20 protein-coding genes are annotated in these 18,954 nt (G+C 68.0%); 9 read left to right on the top strand and 11 right to left on the bottom strand.

Annotated features, from left to right (window positions below):
* The 4 genes from BST38_RS20995 to BST38_RS20980 are packed head-to-tail and all read right to left on the bottom strand — an operon-like array spanning position 1 to position 4,073.
* The gene (locus BST38_RS20995) at positions 1–765 is read right to left on the bottom strand and encodes an enoyl-CoA hydratase/isomerase family protein (RefSeq protein WP_083145412.1); all 765 of its coding nucleotides are present in this window, start codon (positions 763–765) and stop codon (positions 1–3) included.
* Between the two features lie 8 nt (positions 766–773).
* Positions 774–1,859: an acyl-CoA dehydrogenase family protein gene (locus BST38_RS20990; protein ID WP_083145411.1), complete on the bottom strand. Its 1,086-nt coding sequence runs from the start codon at positions 1,857–1,859 to the stop codon at positions 774–776.
* Entirely contained in the window at positions 1,846–2,661 is an 816-nt protein-coding gene (locus BST38_RS20985; protein WP_083145410.1) for an acyl-CoA dehydrogenase family protein, read from the bottom strand. The genes BST38_RS20990 and BST38_RS20985 overlap by 14 nt, the downstream gene beginning before the upstream one ends.
* Complete coding sequence (locus BST38_RS20980) at positions 2,661–4,073, bottom strand: class I adenylate-forming enzyme family protein (RefSeq protein ID WP_083145409.1); 1,413 nt, start codon at positions 4,071–4,073, stop codon at positions 2,661–2,663. Before BST38_RS20980 ends, BST38_RS20985 begins: the two co-directional genes overlap by 1 nt.
* A 110-nt stretch (positions 4,074–4,183) precedes the next feature.
* On the opposite strand from BST38_RS20980, the gene BST38_RS20975 reads away from it, so the two are divergent.
* Positions 4,184–4,513 (top strand): 2Fe-2S iron-sulfur cluster-binding protein, encoded by a 330-nt coding sequence (locus BST38_RS20975; protein ID WP_083145408.1) that lies wholly within the window; start codon positions 4,184–4,186, stop codon positions 4,511–4,513.
* Here the strand turns inward: BST38_RS20975 and BST38_RS20970 are convergent.
* The 4 genes from BST38_RS20970 to BST38_RS20955 all read right to left on the bottom strand — a co-directional run bounded on the left by BST38_RS20970 (position 4,501) and on the right by BST38_RS20955 (position 8,634).
* Positions 4,501–5,559, bottom strand: a complete 1,059-nt coding sequence (locus BST38_RS20970; protein ID WP_083145407.1) for a CaiB/BaiF CoA transferase family protein — start codon at positions 5,557–5,559, stop codon at positions 4,501–4,503. The two genes, BST38_RS20975 and BST38_RS20970, sit on opposite strands and share 13 nt — an antisense overlap.
* Complete coding sequence (locus BST38_RS20965) at positions 5,556–6,512, bottom strand: LLM class F420-dependent oxidoreductase (protein WP_083145406.1); 957 nt, start codon at positions 6,510–6,512, stop codon at positions 5,556–5,558. The genes BST38_RS20970 and BST38_RS20965 overlap by 4 nt, the downstream gene beginning before the upstream one ends.
* Before the next feature lie 111 nt (positions 6,513–6,623).
* Entirely contained in the window at positions 6,624–7,025 is a 402-nt protein-coding gene (locus BST38_RS20960; RefSeq protein ID WP_083145405.1) for a cobalamin B12-binding domain-containing protein, read from the bottom strand.
* 19 nt (positions 7,026–7,044) lie between these two features.
* Complete coding sequence (locus BST38_RS20955) at positions 7,045–8,634, bottom strand: methylmalonyl-CoA mutase family protein (RefSeq protein WP_083145404.1); 1,590 nt, start codon at positions 8,632–8,634, stop codon at positions 7,045–7,047.
* A 168-nt stretch (positions 8,635–8,802) separates the two neighbouring features.
* Here BST38_RS20955 and BST38_RS20950 point away from each other — a divergent pair, with 168 nt between their 5' ends.
* The 8 genes from BST38_RS20950 to BST38_RS20915 all read left to right on the top strand — a co-directional run bounded on the left by BST38_RS20950 (position 8,803) and on the right by BST38_RS20915 (position 16,852).
* Positions 8,803–9,672 (top strand): SDR family oxidoreductase, encoded by an 870-nt coding sequence (locus tag BST38_RS20950; RefSeq protein ID WP_083145403.1) that lies wholly within the window; start codon positions 8,803–8,805, stop codon positions 9,670–9,672.
* The gene (locus tag BST38_RS20945; RefSeq protein WP_083145402.1) at positions 9,669–11,210 is read left to right on the top strand and encodes a class I adenylate-forming enzyme family protein; all 1,542 of its coding nucleotides are present in this window, start codon (positions 9,669–9,671) and stop codon (positions 11,208–11,210) included. Before BST38_RS20950 ends, BST38_RS20945 begins: the two co-directional genes overlap by 4 nt.
* 17 nt (positions 11,211–11,227) lie before the next feature.
* The gene (locus BST38_RS20940; RefSeq protein ID WP_083145401.1) at positions 11,228–11,530 is read left to right on the top strand and encodes a hypothetical protein; all 303 of its coding nucleotides are present in this window, start codon (positions 11,228–11,230) and stop codon (positions 11,528–11,530) included.
* A gap of 58 nt (positions 11,531–11,588) precedes the next feature.
* Complete coding sequence (locus BST38_RS20935; protein WP_083145400.1) at positions 11,589–13,055, top strand: adenylate/guanylate cyclase domain-containing protein; 1,467 nt, start codon at positions 11,589–11,591, stop codon at positions 13,053–13,055.
* A 29-nt stretch (positions 13,056–13,084) separates the two neighbouring features.
* Entirely contained in the window at positions 13,085–13,924 is an 840-nt protein-coding gene (locus BST38_RS20930) for a putative hydro-lyase (RefSeq protein WP_083145399.1), read from the top strand.
* A complete protein-coding gene (locus BST38_RS20925) occupies positions 13,921–15,240 on the top strand; it encodes an MFS transporter (protein ID WP_083145398.1) in 1,320 nt (439 codons plus the stop codon). The genes BST38_RS20930 and BST38_RS20925 overlap by 4 nt, the downstream gene beginning before the upstream one ends.
* 165 nt (positions 15,241–15,405) lie before the next feature.
* Positions 15,406–16,266: a lysophospholipid acyltransferase family protein gene (locus tag BST38_RS20920; protein ID WP_083145397.1), complete on the top strand. Its 861-nt coding sequence runs from the start codon at positions 15,406–15,408 to the stop codon at positions 16,264–16,266.
* A 7-nt stretch (positions 16,267–16,273) separates the two neighbouring features.
* On the top strand, positions 16,274–16,852 hold the full coding sequence (locus BST38_RS20915) for a TetR/AcrR family transcriptional regulator (RefSeq protein ID WP_083145396.1): 579 nt from the start codon (positions 16,274–16,276) through the stop codon (positions 16,850–16,852).
* Positions 16,853–16,861: 9 nt separating this feature from the next.
* Here BST38_RS20915 and BST38_RS20910 read toward each other — a convergent pair whose 3' ends face one another.
* Genes BST38_RS20910 through BST38_RS20900 form a run of 3 tightly spaced genes read right to left on the bottom strand, consistent with a single transcriptional unit; the run spans position 16,862 to position 18,947 of the window.
* Positions 16,862–17,272 carry a nuclear transport factor 2 family protein gene (locus BST38_RS20910; protein ID WP_083145395.1) on the bottom strand — a complete coding sequence of 137 codons (411 nt, stop codon included), beginning with the start codon at positions 17,270–17,272 and terminating at the stop codon, positions 16,862–16,864.
* A 14-nt stretch (positions 17,273–17,286) separates the two neighbouring features.
* Positions 17,287–17,703, bottom strand: coding sequence for a Zn-ribbon domain-containing OB-fold protein (locus BST38_RS20905; RefSeq protein ID WP_083145454.1), 417 nt, complete (start codon positions 17,701–17,703; stop codon positions 17,287–17,289).
* An 8-nt stretch (positions 17,704–17,711) separates the two neighbouring features.
* Positions 17,712–18,947: a thiolase family protein gene (locus BST38_RS20900; protein WP_083145453.1), complete on the bottom strand. Its 1,236-nt coding sequence runs from the start codon at positions 18,945–18,947 to the stop codon at positions 17,712–17,714.
* Positions 18,948–18,954: the final 7 nt, after the last annotated feature.

The raw sequence follows: 18,954 nt of genomic DNA, 5'->3' as shown, positions 1-18,954 counted from the left end.
CTACTTCTTGGCGATCAGGCCGTCGACGATCCGGTTGAAATCCGTTGTCCCGAAGGACACGTACTCGGCGAGGTTGGCGTAGTCCAGTGACGCCATCACCGACTTCTCCAGCTGGATGTTCATCAACCGCTTGGTGGCCTCGACCGCCTGCTGCGGCAGGTCGAGCATCTTCTTCGCGCATGCGATCGCCTCGGCGAGCGGATCCTCGACCACATGGTTGGCCAATCCGAGTTCGACCGCGCGCTGCGCCTTGATCCGCACCCCGGTCAGCGCGAACTCCTTGGCCTGCAACAGGCTGATCTGCGAACCCCACACCAGCGGTCCGCCGTCGGCGGCGACCAACCCGATCGACACATGCGGATCGGCGAAGAACGCGTTCTCCGCGATGTAGACCATGTCCGACAACGCCGCCAGGCTGCAGCCCAGCCCGACCGCGGGCCCGTTCACCGCCGCGATCAGCGGGATCCGGCAGCGCACCATGCCGATCACGAGATCACGGCCGTGCTTGATCGTCTTCTGCCGCAGCGCTTCATCGTTGCGCAGTTCGTCGAGGTAGTTGAAGTCGCCGCCGGCCGAAAACGCCCGCCCCGCACCGGTGATGACCGCCGCGCGTGCGCCGGTGTCCTCGTTGAGCTCATCCCAGATCTTGGCCAGCCCGACGTGGAGGTTGTCGTTGACCGCGTTGAGATCGTCGGGACGGTTCAGCGTGATGATGCGCAGGGCACCGTCGGCGGTGACGTCGATTTCGTCTGGCATTCCGTACATATGGTTTCCTATCCCAATCCCAAGATCCGCTGCGCGATGATGTTCTTCTGAATCTGCGACGTGCCGCCCATGACGCTCTGCGCCCGGCTGTACATGTAGGCCCCGAACAGCTCCTCGTCGCCGGTGCCGACCGTCGCCAGCGCGGCGTGGCCCACCGACTGCTCGACCCAGGTCATCAGGAGCTTGTCCAGCGAGCCCTGCGGACCGTGCGTGAGCCCGTCGAGCTGCTCCGACAGCCGCCTGCGCACGTGCAGCCGCAGCATCTCGGTCTGCACCCAGGCCCACCGCAATTCGTCCGGCGGCGTGCCGTCCAGTCCGGCGGCCATCTGCCGCACCGTCTTTCCGTACCGCGCCGAGAATCCGAGCGTGGAGGGCTCGCGTTCGTGGCTGACGACGGTCATCGCCAGCTTCCAGCCCTCACCGGGCGCGCCGACCATGTTCTCGGCCGGTACCCGCGCCCCGTCGAAGCTGACCTGACCGAACTCCTTGGTGACCCCGCTGATCATCTTCAGCGGCCGCTGCTCGATGCCCGGCTGGTGCATGCTGACGATGAACGCCGAAATGCCCTTGTGTTTCGGCACGTCCTTGTCGGTGCGCGCCAGCACCAAACACCAGTCCGCGACATCGGAATAGCTCGTCCAGATCTTGTGCCCGTGGATGATGTACTCGTCGCCGTCCTGGACCGCCGTCGTGGTCAGCGACGCCAGATCGGATCCGGCTCCGGGCTCGGAGAAGCCCTGGCACCACCGCTCGGTGCCGTTGATCATGCCGGGCAGGAATCGCTGCCGCAGTTCCTCGCTGCCGTGGTGGCTCAGTCCGACGACCAGATAGCCCAGGCTGGGCCGTGCCGGGGCACCGGCCTTGGCGATCTCCTCGTCGACGATGACGTCGTAGACCGGCGGAAGATCCTGGCCGCCATAGGCCTTCGGCCACGACGTGCCGAAGAACCCGGCCTCGAACAACGCCTGGTGCCACTCCCCCGCCTTCGCCCAGTAGGCGTCACCGGAGGTGGGGAACTTGCCCTTCTGCTCTTTCAGCCAGTCGCGCAGCCGTTGCCGGAACGCGGCCTCGTCGGGCGAATCACGAAAGTCCAATGGTCAACTCCTCCAGCTTGGCGGGCCATGCCTCGGTGGCGGCCAGCACGCGACGCAGATAGATGTGGGCCAGGCACTCCCAGGTGTTGCCGATACCGCCGTGCACCTGGATCGAGGTCTCGCAGACCGCCAACGCGGCTCGCGCACAGTAGATCTTGGCGATTCGGGCGGCCTCGATCGCCTCGTCCACCGGAAGCTCGTCGACAGCCCAGGCGCCGTGCCGCGACACGCTGATGGACCCCTCGATCAGCGCCTCACTCTCGGCGAGCATGTGTGCAACAGCCTGGTAGGACCCGATGGTGGCCCCGTACTGTGCACGGACCTTCGCGTACTCGGTGGCCAGCGCCTGGGTTCCGCGGGCGGCACCGAGGATGTCGGCGGTGGTGGCGGCCAACGCGAGCGCGTACCACCGGCCGGAATCCTCGTCGGGTAGATCGGCCAGTTCCGCCGGGGATTCGACCGCGCCGGCGAGGCTTCCGGTCAGGTCGACCGTCGCCGGACCGGACCCGCCGTCCGACGGTGCGTGGCCCAGGCGACGGTGCAGGTCGTCGGCGAGCACCGGACCCAGGAACGGCACGTCGACGAGCCCCCGGCCGAACTCCTCGGCGACGATCGCGACCTCGACCGCCGACGCCCCGTCGGAGCGCAGCGTCCGGAATCCGGTGGCGTCGACGGCCTTTTCGAGTCGTGCCCGACGGGTGGTGGCGTCGAGATCGGCGACCGACCCGGGACCGAAGTCCGCCGCCACCTCCGCGGCCGCATCACGCAGCTGCCGCTGCTCACTGGTCAACCGGACGTCCATCAGCTGTCTCCGCTCTCAGTGTGCGCACTCATCGCACGCTCCCGTAACACTCGCCGGAGCGCCTTGCCCGAAGGCAGGCGCGGGATTTCGTCGACCACCACGACCCGGCTCGGTCGTTTGTAGGAGGCGAGCCGGTCACCGACCAGGTCGGCGAGTGCCCCGGTGTCGACGGGACCGTTGACCGTCACCGCCGCGATGATCGCCTCGCCGTCGTCGGCGGGCACCCCGAACACCGCGCAGTCCTCGACGACGGGATGTCCGTGCAGCACCGCTTCGATCTCGGCGGGCGCGACCTGGAACCCGCGCACCTTGATCATCTCCTTGGCGCGGTCGGTGATGCGCAGCCAACCGTCGGGATCGAGGGTGCCGACGTCGCCGGTGCGATACCAGTCACCCGAAAACGCTTCCGCGGTCCACTGATCGGGCAGATAACCGGCCATCGCCGATTCCGAGCGGACCTGGATCTCGCCCTCGCCGCCCGGTCCCAGGACCTCGCCGGTCGCCAGGGACACGACGCGGATGTCCACGCCGGCAACGGCCCGGCCGACGGTGTCGAGCCGCGCGTGCTGCAGCTCGTTGCACGAGATCACCGGTAGCTCGCTGGCCCCGTAGGCGGTGACCCAGTTGACCCCGGTCCGCGCGGTGACGGCCTCGGCCACGCTCCCCGTGACCGGGGTGGCGCACCACATGATGTAGCGCAACGACGACAGGTCGTGGTGTTCCAGATTCGGGTGCGCCGACAGTGCCAGCGCGATCGGCGCGACGGCCATCTCGATGGTGATGCGGTCGGATTCGATGTGACGCAGCATCGCGTCGATGTCGAAGCGGCGGTGCAACCTGATCCAGGCGCCGGTGTCGAGCGCCATGACGATGTTGAGCAACCCGAGGATGTGCGAAGGCGGGGTCATCACCTGCATCCGGTCCGCCGACGTCAGACCGAGCGCGTCCCGCCAATGCCGGATCGCGACGGCCAGCGAGCCGTGGGCGTGCCGGACCGCCTTCGGCATCCCCGTGGTGCCGGAACTGAAAACGAACACCGCGTCCGCGTCGGGGGCGACGGGCTCGGCGGGATGATCGGCCGCCACGATCTCGTCGTCGAGCGACAACATCGGCATCGCGTCGGCCAGCACCGGGTGATCCCCGACGGCGTGCGTCGCCCCGGTCAGCGACAGGGCGTGGGTGACCTCGGTCTGCTTCCAGGCCGGACTCAGCAGCACGCCGGCCGCGCCGAGCCGCCAGATCGCGCGCAGCGCGACGACGAACTCGGGCCGGTTCGACGACATGACCGCCACTCGAGTCCCTGGGACGACACCGCTGCGACGCAGTGTCGCGGCCATCCCGCCGGCCAGCGCGTCGAGGTCGGCGAGCGAGTATTGCCGATCCTCGAAGGCGAGCGCCATCGGATCACTCACGTCGCGCGCGCCCCTTCCGCAGGTCGTGGATGATGGGTGAGAGGAGTAGCGTTTGTCGAGGAGAATAGTATTCTCCTATTATCAGAATGACAATGTCGAGAGAGGGTCATATGACCGACCCGCAGACACCGGGAACGGGGTCCGCAGTGACCGAGACGGCCGTGCAGGGCACGATCACCATCCAGTTGGACGGCAACGCCGCCACCGTCGCGAACCGGCCCGGGGAGACCCTGCTGGAGAGCGCACGCCGGGCCGGGATGGGCCCCCCGTTCTCGTGCGAAGCCGGTAACTGCGGCACCTGCATGGCCCTGCTGACCACCGGCACCGCGACCATGCGGGTCAACGACGCACTGACCGAGGACGAGGTCGCCGAGGGATACGTGCTCACCTGCCAAGCCGTCCCCGACACCCCGGACGTGACGGTCAATTACGACGAGTGAGCCGCGGCCCCGGCGTGCTCGTCGAGCTTCGGCGCCGGGCGGTACTCGGGTTCGTAGCCGGCGATCCGGATGGGGCTGCGCACCAGACGGAAATCGCCGGCGCCGACCACCACCTCAGGCATCGCGTCCAACGCCTCGGGCAACGTCCGCACCGCCGCGGCGGGAATGCCCAGCGGCTGCAGCCGGCGCTGCCAGCTCACCGCGGTGTCTGCGGCCAGGGCCGCACCGACCAGGGCCAGCACCTCGTCGCGGCGGGACGCCCGCTCGGCCATCGTCGCGAACCCGTCGATACCGGCCTCGGCGGCGAACGCCGCCCAGAACGCATCGTGGGTGATGAACAGTGCCAGGAAACCGTCCGCCGTCGCGAACAGCTGTGCCGGAACGTAATACGAGTGAGCGCCGTACGGATACCGCTTCGGCTCGACACCGTCGTTGAGGTACGCCGCCGCCCGGTAGTTCAACTGCGAGAGCATCACATCCTGCAGTGACACGTCGACCTGTCCACCGCGGCCCGACACGATCTGTGCCAACAACCCCAATGCGGCGGTCAGTCCCGTCGAGTTGTCCGCCGACGAGTAGCCCGGAAGCGTCGGTGGGCCGTCCGGGTCGCCGGTCATCGCCGCGACGCCGGTGGCCGCCTGGATCACGTAGTCGAACGCCGGATCGTCGCCGCCGTCGAGCCCGAACCCCGTCATCGCCACGCACACGATGCGCTCGTTGAACTCCTTCAACGAGTCGTAGGTCAACCCGAGACGCTTGATCGCCGACGGCTTCATGTTCACCAGCAGCGCATGCGATGTCGCGACCAACTCGCCCAGCTTCTGCCGCCCTGCCTCGGACCGCAGATCGATCACGACGCTCTGCTTGTTGCGGTTCAGGCTCGCGAAATAGCTGTCGCTGACCTGCCGTGAGATCTCCCCGCCCGGCGGCTCGATCTTGATGACCTCGGCGCCGAGGTCGGCGAGCATCATCGTCGCGTACGGCCCGGCCAGCATCACCCCGACCTCGATGATGCGGATCCCCGCGAGGGGCCCGGTCGACGTCACTTGACGGCCTTCGCGAGCTCTCCGATCACCTCTCGCGTCCGGTACTTCGACGCGACGAGCTCGTCGCGCGTCTCCCCGATCGGCAGCAACCGCACCGACAGGTCGGTGACACCCGCATCGGCGAACTGCTTGAACCGCTTCAGGATTGACTCCTCATCCCCGGCCGCGCACAGGTCACCGACGTTGCGCGCGGCCCCGCGGTCGAGTAGACGCTGATAGTTCGGCGAGGTCTCGGCCTCGGCCAGGATCCGGTTCGCCCTGTCCTTGGCGGCGTCGATCTCGGAGTTCGCACACAGGCACACCGGGATCCCGGCGACGATGCGCGGCGCGGGCCGTCCCGCTTCTGCCGCGGCCTTGTTGATCTTCGGGGCGATGTGCTCGCCGATCGCCTTCTCGTCGGCCATCCACAGCACGGTGCCGTCGGCCCGCTCCCCCGCGATCTGCAGCATCACCGGGCCGAGTGCGGCCACCAGCACCGGAAGCGGTTGCTCCGCAGCGAGAACCGTTGGATTGTGCACGGTGAACGAATCGTTCTCGACGTCCACGTCGCCGGGTCCGGACAGTGCGGCGTCGAGCACCTCGAGGTAGTCGCGTGTGTACGCGGCCGGCTTCTCGTACGGGATGCCGAGCATGTCACGCACGATCCAGTGATGCGACGGCCCCACCCCGAGCGCCAACCGGCCCTGCGCCATCGCGTGCACCGAAAGAGCCTGCCGGGCAAGGGCGATCGGATGCTGAGCCTGCAGCGGCACGACGGCGGTGCCCAGTTCGATCCGCGAGGTGTGCGCAGCCATCAGCGCGACCATGGTCAGGCAGTCGAAGTCGTTGGGCACCTGGGGCATCCACGCCGTGTCGAGCCCGGCCGATTCGGCCCATTCGATGTCGGCGACCAGCTTGCTGACCTTGCGCGCCATATCGCCGCGCTCGGCCCCGATCATCACGCCTAGTCTCATCGCCCACCCTCGCTTCGCCCGCCCGACCTCATCGCCCTGCCTCCTTCAGCGAGGGTGCGCTCAGATCGCGCAGCCGGCCGAAATCGCGCGCTGTACGCACTCTCGGTGGCCTCACGCCTGCTCCACCTTCTCCGTCAGCGCCCGCACATCGCGCACGAGGTCCTCCAGCGAGGTGCCCGTCGGGAACACCGCGGCGGCGCCGGCATCGAGCAGCTTCTGCACGTCGCCCTGCGGGATGGTCCCGCCGACGACGACGGCGATGTCCCCCGCGTCGGCGGCCCGCAGCGCATCCACCGTGCGCTGGGTCAGCGCGACGTGCGCGCCGGACAGGATCGACAGGCCGACCAGCGCGACGTCCTCCTGCAACGCGATCGACACGATGTCCTCGATGCGCTGGCGGATGCCGGTGTAGATCACCTCGAAGCCCGCGTCGCGCAGGGTCCGGGCGACGATCTTGGCTCCCCGGTCGTGGCCGTCGAGCCCCGGCTTGGCGACCAGCACGCGCACACTCATCGCTAGAACACCTCCTCTTCTAAAAGACGACAGGCTGCTGGAACTCGCCCCATACGGACTTCAGCGTCGACACCATCTCGCCCACAGTGCAATACGCGTTCGCGCAGTCGATCAGCCTGTGCATCAGGTTGTCGTCACCTTCGGCCGAGCGCGCCAGCGCGGCCAAGCTTTCCTTGACCGCGACGTCGTCCCGGTCGGCCTTGACCTTGGCCAGCCGCTTGAGTTGCTTGTCGCGCCCCTCGGCGTCGAGTTCATAGGTGGCCAGATCCGGCGGCGGTTCGTCGACGACGAACTTGTTCACGCCGACCACCGGCCGCGCTCCCGACTCGACCTCCTGATGGATCTTGAACGCCTCGTCGGCGATCAGGCCCTGCAGATAGCCGTCCTCGATGCAGCGCACCATGCCGCCGTGGTTCTCGAGATCGTGCATGATCTCGACGATCTTCTCCTCGGTGGCGTCGGTGAGCGCCTCGACGAAGTAGGAGCCGCCCAACGGGTCGGCCACCTTCGTCACGCCGGTCTCGTAGGCCAGGATCTGTTGGGTGCGCAACGCCAGCGTCGCCGATTCCTCACTGGGAAGTGCGAACGGCTCGTCCCACGCCGCGGTGAACATCGACTGCACACCGCCGAGCACCGCGGCCAGCGCCTCGTACGCCACGCGCACCAGGTTGTTCTGCGCCTGCGGCGCGTACAGCGACGCACCACCTGCCACGCAGCCGAAGCGGAACATCGACGCCTTGTCGGTGGTGGCGCCGTAGCGCTCCCGCACGATGGTCGCCCAGCGCCGACGGCCGGCCCGGTACTTCGCGATCTCCTCGAAGAAGTCGCCGTGGGTGTAGAAGAAGAACGAGATCTGCGGGGCGAACTTGTCGATCGTCATCCGGCCGCGCTCCACGACGGTATCGCAGTAGGTGACGCCGTCGGCCAGCGTGAACGCCATCTCCTGCACCGCGTTCGCACCGGCATCGCGGAAGTGCGCGCCCGCCACCGAGATCGCGTTGAACCTCGGCACCTCGGCCGCACAGAACTCGATGGTGTCGGCGATCAGTCGCAGCGACGGTTCCGGCGGCCAGATCCACGTGCCGCGTGACGCGTATTCCTTGAGGATGTCGTTCTGGATGGTGCCGGTCAGCTTCTCCCGCGGCACACCCTTCTTCTCGGCGGCCGCGACATAGAACGCCAGCAGGATCGCCGCGGTGCCGTTGATGGTGAAGCTGGTGCTGATCTTGTCCAGCGGGATGCCGTCGAACAGGATCTCGGCGTCGGCCAGCGTGTCCACCGCGACGCCGACGCGCCCGACCTCCTCGCCGTACTCCTCGTCGTCGGAGTCGTATCCGCACTGGGTGGGAAGGTCGAGTGCCACCGACAAGCCGGTGCCGCCCTGGTCCAGCAGATAGCGGTACCGGCTGTTGGACTCCTCGGCAGTGCCGAAACCGGAATACTGCCGGAATGTCCAGGTCTTACCGCGGTAGCCGGACGCGAAGTTGCCCCGCGTGAACGGATACTCGCCGGGCGCGGGCGGATCGACCGCGCGGTCATCCGGCCCGTACACCGGTTCCAGCGGGAGGCCGGACGGGGTCTCTACCCGAGGGACGACTTGCTCGCTCATCGTTGGATAACGTACTTGCAAAAAATGAGAATGCCAATACCGTCTGAGGGAAAGCTGCACGCAGCAGTAGGTGCGACATCCCGATCCAAAGGGCCGAAGGCCCGGTACACAGCGATTATGGGATTCGCCTAAAATGAGAACGGCACTACCTACCAGAAGGGGGCCACCGTGGCGTCGGAGTCGCGTACGTCCAGCCAGCCATCGTTCGCCGACCGCACCGTCGTGGTCTCGGGCGGCAGCCGCGGAATCGGCCTCGCCATCGCGCTCGGCGCGGCCCGGCACGGCGCCAACGTCGTACTGCTGGCCAAGACCGCCGAACCACATCCGAAACTCCCCGGCACCGTGTACACCGCCGTGGCCGAGGTCGAGGCAGCCGGCGGCAAGGGCGTCGCGGTCGTCGGAGACGTCCGCAAGGAAGAAGACGTCGCACGCGCGATCGACACCGCCGTCGAGCACTTCGGCGGCGTCGACGTCGTGGTCAACAACGCCAGCGCGATCGCGACGGAACCGACCGAGCAGCTGTCGGCGAAGAAGTTCGATCTGATGATGGACATCAATGTCCGCGGCACGTTCCTGCTGACGAAGGCCGCGCTGCCGTACCTGCGCAAGTCCCCCGGGGCGCACGTGCTGACGCTGGCACCCCCACTCAACATGAACCCGCACTGGCTGGGCGCGCACCCGTCCTACACGCTGTCCAAGTACGGGATGAGCCTGCTGTCGCTGGGCTGGGCGCAGGAGTACGGCCGGGAAAAGGGCACCACCGCAATCGGCTTCAGCTGTCTGTGGCCCGAGACCTACATCGCGACGTCGGCGGTGACCAACCTCGCCGCCGGGGACGATCTGGTGAAGGCGTCCCGCAGCCCCGAGATCATGGCCGATGCCGCGGTACAGATCCTGAGCCGCCCCCCGGGTGAGGTGAACGGGCGATGCTTCATCGACTCGGAGATTCTCGCCGAATCCGGGGTCACCGATCTGTCCGGCTACGGCGGCGGCGACGAACCGATCCTGGACATCTTCGTCGACGAGCGCACCTCGTGAGCATCTCGCTGCTGCTGGAGATGGCAGCCGACACCGATCCCGACCGGACCGCGCTGGTCTCAGACGAGTTACGGCTCAGCACCGCCGAATTGAGCGCGCTGGCCGACGGCGGCGCCGGGGTGATCGCGGCGTCCGGCGCCCAGCACGTCGCCTACGTCGGCACCGGCGGGGCCATGCTGCCACTGCTGTTGTTCGCCTCCGCCCGCGCGGCGATCCCGGTGACACCGCTGAACTACCGGCTGTCGGCCGAGGGCCTGCGCGCGCTGCTGGACCGGTTGCCCGATCCCCTGGTCGTCGTCGACGACGAATACCGCGACGCGGTCGGGGACGGCTACCGGACGATCGGTTCCGCGCAGTTCCTCACCACCGCCCGCGATGAGCAGCCCGGCCCCGATATCCCGGTGTTCGCCGATCCCGACTCGGTCGGCGTCGTGCTGTTCACCTCCGGCACCACCTCGAAGCCCAAGGCCGTCGAGCTCAGCCATACGAATCTGACGAGCTACATCATGGGCACCGTCGAGTTCGCGTCGGCGGAGCCCGACGACGCCGCGCTGATCTGCGTTCCGCCGTACCACATCGCCGGGGTCAGTGCCGCACTGTCGAACCTGTACGCGGGCCGGAAGATGGTGTACCTGAGGCATTTCGACGCCCAGAAGTGGGTGCAGCTCGTCAGCGACGAAGGCGTCACCTCAGCGACGGTGGTGCCGACGATGCTCGACCGCATCGTGAGCGTGCTGGAGGCCACGAACACCGCGCTGCCCACCCTGCGCACGCTGGCCTACGGCGGCTCGAAAGTGCCGCTGCCTCTGGTCCGTAAAGCGCTGTCGCTGCTGCCCGACGTCGGCTTCGTCAACGCCTACGGGTTGACCGAGACAAGCTCGACGATCGCGGTGCTGACGCCCGACGACCATCGCGCCGCGCTGGCTGCCTCCGACGACGCGGCGCTGCGCCGCCTCGGTTCCGTCGGTCAGCCCGTCCCCGGCGTCGAGGTCCAGGTCCGCGGCGAGGACGGCACCGTGCTCGGCCCCGGAGAGCCGGGTGAGCTGTTCGTGCGGGGCGAGCAGGTGTCGGGGAAGTACACCGACATCGGGTCGGTGCTCGACGAGCAGGGCTGGTTCCCGACCAAGGACGTCGCCTACCTCGACGAGCAGGGCTACCTGTTCATCGGCGGCCGCTCCGACGACACCATCATCCGCGGCGGGGAGAACATCGCGCCCGCCGAGATCGAGGACGTCCTCGTCGAGCATCCGCACGTACGTGACTGCGCCGTCGTCGGCGCCGACGACCCGCAGTGGGGCCAGATCATCGTCGCCGTAGTCGTCGCCCGCCAAGGTGCCGAGCCCGACCCCGAAGAGCTGCGCGCCCACGTACGATCCCAGCTGCGGGGGTCCCGCACTCCCGATCGGGTGGTGTTCCGGGATGAACTGCCCACCAACGCGACCGGCAAGGTGTTGCGCCGCGAACTCGTCAGCGAACTGAACCAGGATCGATCGCCGGCTGAGCCGGCCGTTCAACAAGCGCCGGCTCAGCCGGCCTGACAGCAAGGAGCCCGCGCATGATCAAGAACGGCACCCGACTGCAGAGCCAGGTCTGCGACACCCAGGTGATCGTGGTTCGCAGCTCCGAGGCCCTCGACGATCTGCGGATCGGCGGAGCGCCCGCGATCCCCGTCGGTGACACCGCGGATTCGGGCCTGACACTGGATGATTCGCTGGCCGACGGCAACCTGATGGGTAAGCGTTACGTCGACGACGGCGGCGCCGAGGTGCTCGTCACCAAGGCGGGCAAGGGCACCATCAGCATCGGCACCACCCCGTTGTCGCTCAAGGAGGCCAAGCCGCTGCCCGCCAGCGACTGAGTCCGGCGATTGCCCCGGTATCAGCCGCTCGTCGCGGCCGGCTGATACCTTCGGCCGTGTGAGGCCACGCCGCCTGCTGACCAGGTATGCCGCAGGCCTGACGTCGGCTTATCTCCTCACCGTCGGCGAGGTCGTCGCGATCGTCGTCGCGCTGACCGGCAGCAGCGTCATCACCGTCGGCAATGTCGTGACCTCGGTGATCGTCACGCTGATCGGTGCCACGACGGTGGCCGTGGGTGCCGTGCTGATCCTGCGGCCGTCGCTGCGCTGGCTCAAAGCCGGACGGCGGCCGACCCCTGACGAGATACGGACCGCCGCCAAGACGATGCGCAGGCAGGCCGCGATCACGCTGGCTCCGTGGCTGCTGACCGCGGCGGTGTTGGTGCCGTTGAACCGCGACGCGGCTGCGTCAGTGTTCGTCGTGCTCACCACCGCGCTACTGTTCGGCGCGATCGCGACCGTGTGCACCGGATTCCTGTTCACGCTGCGCACCCTGCGCCCGATGCTTGCCGCGGTGCCCAGCGACGCGGGACGTCTGCCGGCGCCGGGAGTGCGGGCCCGCCTGCTCATCATGTGGATGGTCTGCACCGCGCTGCCCGGCTCGGCGATCGCGGTGCTGCTGATCCTGCGCTCACGACAGTGGCTGCTCGACGAATCCACCCCGATCGAGCTCGCCCTGCTGGTGCTCGCACTGGTCGCCGTCGTGCTCGGCCTGCGCGCGATGATCCTGGTGTCCATCTCGATATCCGACCCCCTCGACGAGGTCGTCTCGGCGATGGCCGACGTCGAGAAGGGCAAGATCGACCGCACCATCGAGGTCTACGAGTGGTCCGAGATCGGGCGGCTGCAAAGCGGTTTCAACCGGATGGTGGCCGGGCTGCGGGAGCGGGACCGGCTACGGGATCTGTTCGGAAGACACGTCGGTGAACAGGTCGCGCGCCGCGCCGTCGAACTCGCCGACGACCACGACGACCTGTCCGCCGGTGACGAACGCGACGTGGCAGTCCTGTTCATCGATCTCGTCGGCTCGACCCGGCTGGCCGTCGACCGCGAGCCTCACGAGGTGGCCGTGATCCTCAACGACTTCTTCCGGATCGTGGTCGCCGAGGTCGACCGGAACCACGGTCTGATCAACAAGTTCCAGGGCGATGCGGTGCTGGCGGTGTTCGGCGCACCGCTACGCATCGACGACCCGGCGACCGCGGCGATGGGTACCGCACGCGCATTAGCCGCGGAACTGCGCACGCTGCCGGTCGATTTCGGAATCGGCGTCTCGGTGGGGCCCGTGTTCGCGGGCAACATCGGCGCCGAGAACCGCTACGAGTACACCGTGGTCGGCGACGCGGTGAACGAGGCCGCCCGACTTGCCGACCACGCCAAGGAGTTCGACGCTCGGGTGCTGTGCACGGGGCCCGCCCGCGACCGGGCCGGCGCCGACGAGCAGCAGCGGTGGGCCGCGGCCGGTCAGACCACGCTGCGCGGACGCACCGCGCCCACCGACATCTTCAGCGCCCGCACACGTTAGTTCCGGGCGGCGACGGGGAATGCACGCGTATGCGTGCCGTGAAGGCACCGTCCGCTGACCGCGCGGCCACCGCCCGCGCGGCGATCCGCGCGGGCCGGCACACCGGCCCCACCAGCGGTCTGGCCCCCGGGTTCGCGCAGGCCAATCTGGTCGTGCTCCCACACACCCACGCCCTGGATTTCCTGCGGTTCTGCGTGCGCAACCCGCAGGCGTGCCCGTTGCTGGAGGTGACCGACACCGGGTCACCGCACCCGGCGGCGGTGGCGTCCGATGCTGATCTGCGGACCGATCTCCCCCGCTATCGTGTGCTGCGCGACGGTATGTGCACCGACGAACCCGCCGACATCTCGCCGTACTGGGACGAGCACCTCGTCGGGTTCCTGCTGGGATGCTCGTTCACCTTCGAATGGGCGCTCGCGGCGGCAGGTCTGCCGATCGCCCACCAGAGGCAGGGCGTGAACGTTCCGATGTACGTGACCGACCGGGAGTGTGTCCCCGCCGGGGCGTTCCATGGACCCATGGTCGTCTCGATGCGTCCGTTGCCGGCCCACCACGTGCCCCGCGCGGTAGAGATCACCGGCCGCTTCCCGGCGATGCACGGCGCTCCGGTGCACATCGGCGACCCCGCGGACCTCGGCATCGACGATCTCGGCGTACCGGACTTCGGAGATCCGGTGCGCATCGCCCCCGACGAGGTGCCGGTGTTCTGGGCGTGCGGCGTGACACCGCAGGTCGTCGCTCTGAACGCCGCCCCACCGCTGGCGATCTTCCATGCGCCAGGCCACATGTTCATCACCGATCGGCCGCACGCGCACTACGACAGTGCCGTGCGGGACCACATCACCGAGACGCCGGAGGGACACCGATGACCGTCGATCAGGACAGCCGCTCCCCCGCGGCAGCCGATCCCAAAGCCGTTCGCCAAGCCGTGCGCGGCGCGGCGATCGGCAACACCGTCGAATGGTTCGACTTCGCGATCTACGGCTTCCTGGCCACCTACATCGCGGACAAGTTCTTCCCCTCCGGCGACGAAACCGCGGCTCTGCTCAGCACTTTCGCCGTCTTCGCGGCGGCGTTCTTCATGCGTCCGCTGGGCGGGTTCTTTTTCGGGCCACTCGGCGACCGGATCGGCCGCCAGCGTGTGCTGGCGATCGTGATCCTGGTGATGTCGGCATCCACCCTGGCGATCGGGCTGGTCCCCAGCTACGACTCGATCGGCGTGCTGGCCCCGGTGCTGTTGCTGGTGCTGCGCTGCCTGCAGGGGTTCTCCGCGGGCGGCGAATACGGCAGCGGCGCCTGCTTCCTCGCCGAGTATGCACCCGACCGGCACCGGGGATTCGTGGTCTCGTTCCTGGTCTGGTCCGTCGTCGTCGGATTCCTGACGGGCGCTGTCACCGTGACCGCTCTGGAGACGTGGTTGTCCGAGGATGCGATGAACTCCTACGGCTGGCGCATCCCGTTCATGATCGCCGGCCTGCTCGGCGTCGTCGGCCTCTACATCCGCCTCAAGCTCGGCGACACCCCGGAGTTCCAGTCGCTGCGCGAATCCGGCGAAGTATCGGAGTCGCCGCTGCGGGAGGCGGTCACCACCTCGTGGCGCCCGATCCTGCAGATCATCGGACTCGTCGTGATCCACAACGTGGGCTTCTACGTCATATACACGTTCCTGCCAAGCTATTTCACCGAGACACTGGAGTTCACCAAAACCGACGCGTTCTGGTCCATCACCGTCGCCAGCCTGGTCGGAATCGTTCTCATTCCGCCGCTGGGCGCGCTGTCCGACCGAGTGGGGCGCAAACCGTTGCTGATCGCCGGATCTCTCGCATTCGCCGTGTTCGCCTACCCGCTGTTCCTGCTCCTCAACATCGGGTCGCTGACGGCGGCGATCGCCGCCCACGCCGCGCTCGCCGCCATCGAGGCGGTCTTTGTGAGTGCGTCGTTGGCCGCTGGCGCCGAACTGTTCGCGACCCGGGTCCGTTCCAGCGGATACTCGATCGGCTACAACCTCTCGGTGGCCGTCTTCGGCGGCACCGCACCGTATGTCGCGACCTGGCTGGTGTCGCGCACCGGCAACGACATCGCCCCGGCGTACTACGTGATCGCGGCGGCGATCGTCAGCTTCCTGACCGTGCTGACCATGCGGGAGACCGCGCGCCGGCCGCTGCAGAAATCGCTGCCCAACTAGCTGCACCACCGCGGGGCTGCTCGAGGTACCGGCCCGCCTGCCCCGTGATCAGCGAGACAGACAGAACAGTTCGTCTGGTCGGTATGCTGGAGGAAGACCGGAGCGCACGGGTCAGCGTCGATCGCCGGATCGACCACCCACCCTCCGAAAGGACGACCCCCGCACATGCCATCCACCCCGATCCCGGACTCCGCAGACCGATCGCTCGGCGAACGGCTCTGGCGCACAGCGCTGACCACCGTCGCCGACCACTTCGAGCCGGTGATGAATCTGTACAAGCCCTATGTGGAGGGGGTGGAGCACCTGCCCGCCGACGGCCGTTTCCTGATCGTGGGCAACCACACGCAGATGTCGGCTGCCGAGATCGTGCTGATCCCCTACTGCGTCCGGCAGGCCATCGGATCACAGGTGCGCCCGCTGGCCGACCGGCAGTTCGGAAAGATGCGCGGGCTGCAGGCCGATCTCATCGCGGCCTACGGCGCCGTCGTGGGCTCCCCGGAGTCCGCCGCGACCCTGATGCGGGAGAACGCCACCATCCTGGTGTTCCCCGGCGGAGGCCGCGAGATCGGCAAGTTCAAAGGCGAAGAGTACAAACTCCGCTGGGACAACCGGTATGGATTCGCCCGGCTCGCCGCCGAGCACCGCTACCCGATCGTCACCGCCGCCCTGGTCGGCGGCGACGACGTCTACACGAGCATCACCACCCGCGACAGCCTCTACGGCCGGGCGAGCAGCTGGCTCGGTGAGCGCCTCGGCGGCCGCTCCGACATGGCGATGCCCCTGGTGCGCGGCATCGGCCCCACCCTGATCCCGCAACCGCAACGCATGTATCTGCGATTCGGCGCCCCGATCTCCTCCGCCGAGCCCACCGGCACCCCGCGTGACACCTGGGTCAGCGAGCTCAAGGAGAAGGTCCAGACGCAACTGGAATCCGATCTCGAGGACCTGCAGCGCGTGCGTCGTGACGACCCCTACCGTGCCCTCAACCCGTTGGCCCGGCACCACGCCGCGACACCGCACGCGTGACCCGCTGATGCGAAAACGAGCAGAGCTGCGGAACGAGATCCTTTCCGCCGCACGGGCCGAGTTCGCCCGGCACGGTCTCGCCGGCGCCCGGATCGACCGCGTCGTCAAGGAGTCCCGAGCGAGCCGGGAACGCCTCTACGCCCACTTCGGCGACAAGGAGACGCTGTTCCGCGAAGTCGTCGCCGCCGACGCCGCACACTTCTTCACCGCCGTGGTGCCGCGCCCAGAAGCGTTGGCGGAGTTCGTCGGCGAAATCTACGACCTCGCCCTGGCACATCCCGAACATCTCCGGATGATCACCTGGGCACGCCTGGAAGGGCTCGAGCTCGTCGCTCCCGATACCGACATGGTCCCCACCTCCGGAGCCGCGGTGGTCGTCGCGGCGCAGGCGGGGGGTCATGTCGATGCCGCGTGGAAGCCCGAGGAACTGCTCGTGATGCTGTTCGCCATCGGATTGTCCTGGGCGACATCCCCCGACCCTCAGCTGCAGACCGATGATCCCGCCACGATCGCCAGGCGCCGGGCAGCCGCCGTGGAGGCCGCGGCGCGGGTCATCGAACCACGCACCGGCCGGCGGCAGGGATAGTCGCCGCGATCAGCCCGAGACGACCGTCCGGATGACGACAGTCGTGAAGCGCCGCTTGGCGATCCGCCATCCCGACTCGGTTCGGACCAGTTCGTCGTCGTAGAAGCCGGCGGCGTTGACGCCGGACGTGTTGCCTGGCGCCATGACGAGCGCATCGACATAGGCGTGCGCGGTCGCGGTGTCGCCGTGCACCGTCGCGGCCTGATTGGTGATGCGGTGCAGCGAGTGTCCGATCATGTCGTGCGTGGTGACCATGAAGTCGACGACCGCGTCCACACCCCTCCAGATGCCGATCTCGCCGTAGTCGAGTTCGCAGTCGTCGGTGAACACGGTACGGAACAGCGGCCAGTCGCGGCGGTCGATGCCGGTGGCGTAGCGCACCTGCACGTCGGCGATCTCGCGCCGGTCTGCCTCGGTCATGACGGGCTCCTCGCTCAGCGATCCGCCGGGGCGTACCGCAGCATCGTGACGTCGTGTTCGGGGTAGTCGCAGAACACCGGCTTGACGCGCATACCGATCTCGATGTTCTCGGGTTCGACGTCGACCAGCTCGGTCGAGAAGCGCGGCCCCTCATCCCATTCCACGATCGCCAGCAGGTGCGGGACGGCGTCGGCGAAGTGCGGGCCGACGGGTCGCCGCGCGACGGTGTACGAGTACAGGGTGCCCATACCGGAGATCTCGCGCCATTCCAGATCGTCGGCGAACGTCCTGGGCGCGCGGACCCGCGGATAGAACACGTAGGACTGCAGCGACGGCGAGTACTGGATCACCACGCGATGTTCGGCCAGTGCGTCCCAGAACGGCGCCGTGGTCGGGGTCTTGACCGGCATCGGCCGTTCGAAGGTGGGCATGCTCATCGTCAGTCCCCTTCCAGCACGAGGGTGGTCTGCTCGGAAAGGATGCCGCCGTTGCCCGAGACGAACGCCCGATGGCAGTCGGGGTCCCCTTTTCCTCCTCGCGTCCGGCCGACCTGCGCGGCGCCCGCCCGTCCCATGATCTGGCGGGTGGCGTCACAGACGTGGTGCATACCGCCTGCATTGCCGGCCTGTCCGAAGCCGAGCTGGCCGCCGGCGGTGTTGAGCGGGAAGTCGCCCCGGAAGGTCAGGTCGTGCTCGGCGACGAACTCCATGCCCTTGCCCTTCTCGCAGAACCCGGCGTCCTCCAGGCTCAGCAGCACGGTGATGGTGTAGCAGTCGTAGATCGACACCATGTCCATCTGGTCGCGGGTCAGACCCGACATCGAGAACGCGGTGTCGGCCGCGCGTTTGATCGGTGTCTGCAACAGATCCTCGGCGTAGGTGGGGGTTTTGAACGGCACCTGCTCGCCGAACCCCTTGATCCACACCGGCCGGTTCTTGGCCTTGGCCGCCATCTCGGCGTTGGCGACCACGACCGCGGCCCCGCCCAGACACGGCATCACGATCTCCAGCATGTGCAGCGGATCGGCGATGACGGGGCTGGCGAGCACGTCCTCGATGGTCAGCGGCTTGTCCTTCCACACCGCTCCGTCGGTGTGATTGGCGTTGAAGCGGGTGTCGGTCACGATCTTGGCCATCGCCCGCTCGTCGTAGCCGTACACGGAGGCATAGCGTTGCGCGACCTGGCCGTACGGGCCGTTCTGCCCGAGGTTGCCGTAGGGAATCTCGAATTCCGCCTGGGGAGAACCGAACTGGTTGCTCGACGCGCCGAAGAAGACCGCGTCGATGAGGGGTTTGGGCTTCTTCTCCGACGTCGGGGTCAGATACCGCGCCGGGATCGCGCACAGCACCACATCGCAGATACCCAGCTCGATCGCCGCGGCGGCCCGCCACACCATGCCGACCGCACTGGCACCGCCGAGGTCGACCAGTTCGGCGAAACCCGCACGCACCCCGAGGTATTCGGTCACGGTCGACGGGACGAAGATCTCCGACTCGCCGAGATGCGTGGTGACGATGCCGTCGACCGACTCCCCCGGCAACCCGGCATCGGTCATCGCGGCGTCGGCCAGCTCCGCCCACTGTTCGAGGATGAACGGTGCGGGGGCGGCTTTGTTCAGCCGTTCCGGCGGTAGTTCGACGTAGCCGACGATCGCGGCCTCACCGCGCAATCCCATGCGGTTC

It is taken from the genome of Mycolicibacterium parafortuitum, assembly GCF_002086815.1.
GTDB lineage: Bacteria > Actinomycetota > Actinomycetes > Mycobacteriales > Mycobacteriaceae > Mycobacterium > Mycobacterium parafortuitum.
This window is presented reverse-complemented; position numbering and strand designations above follow the sequence as displayed.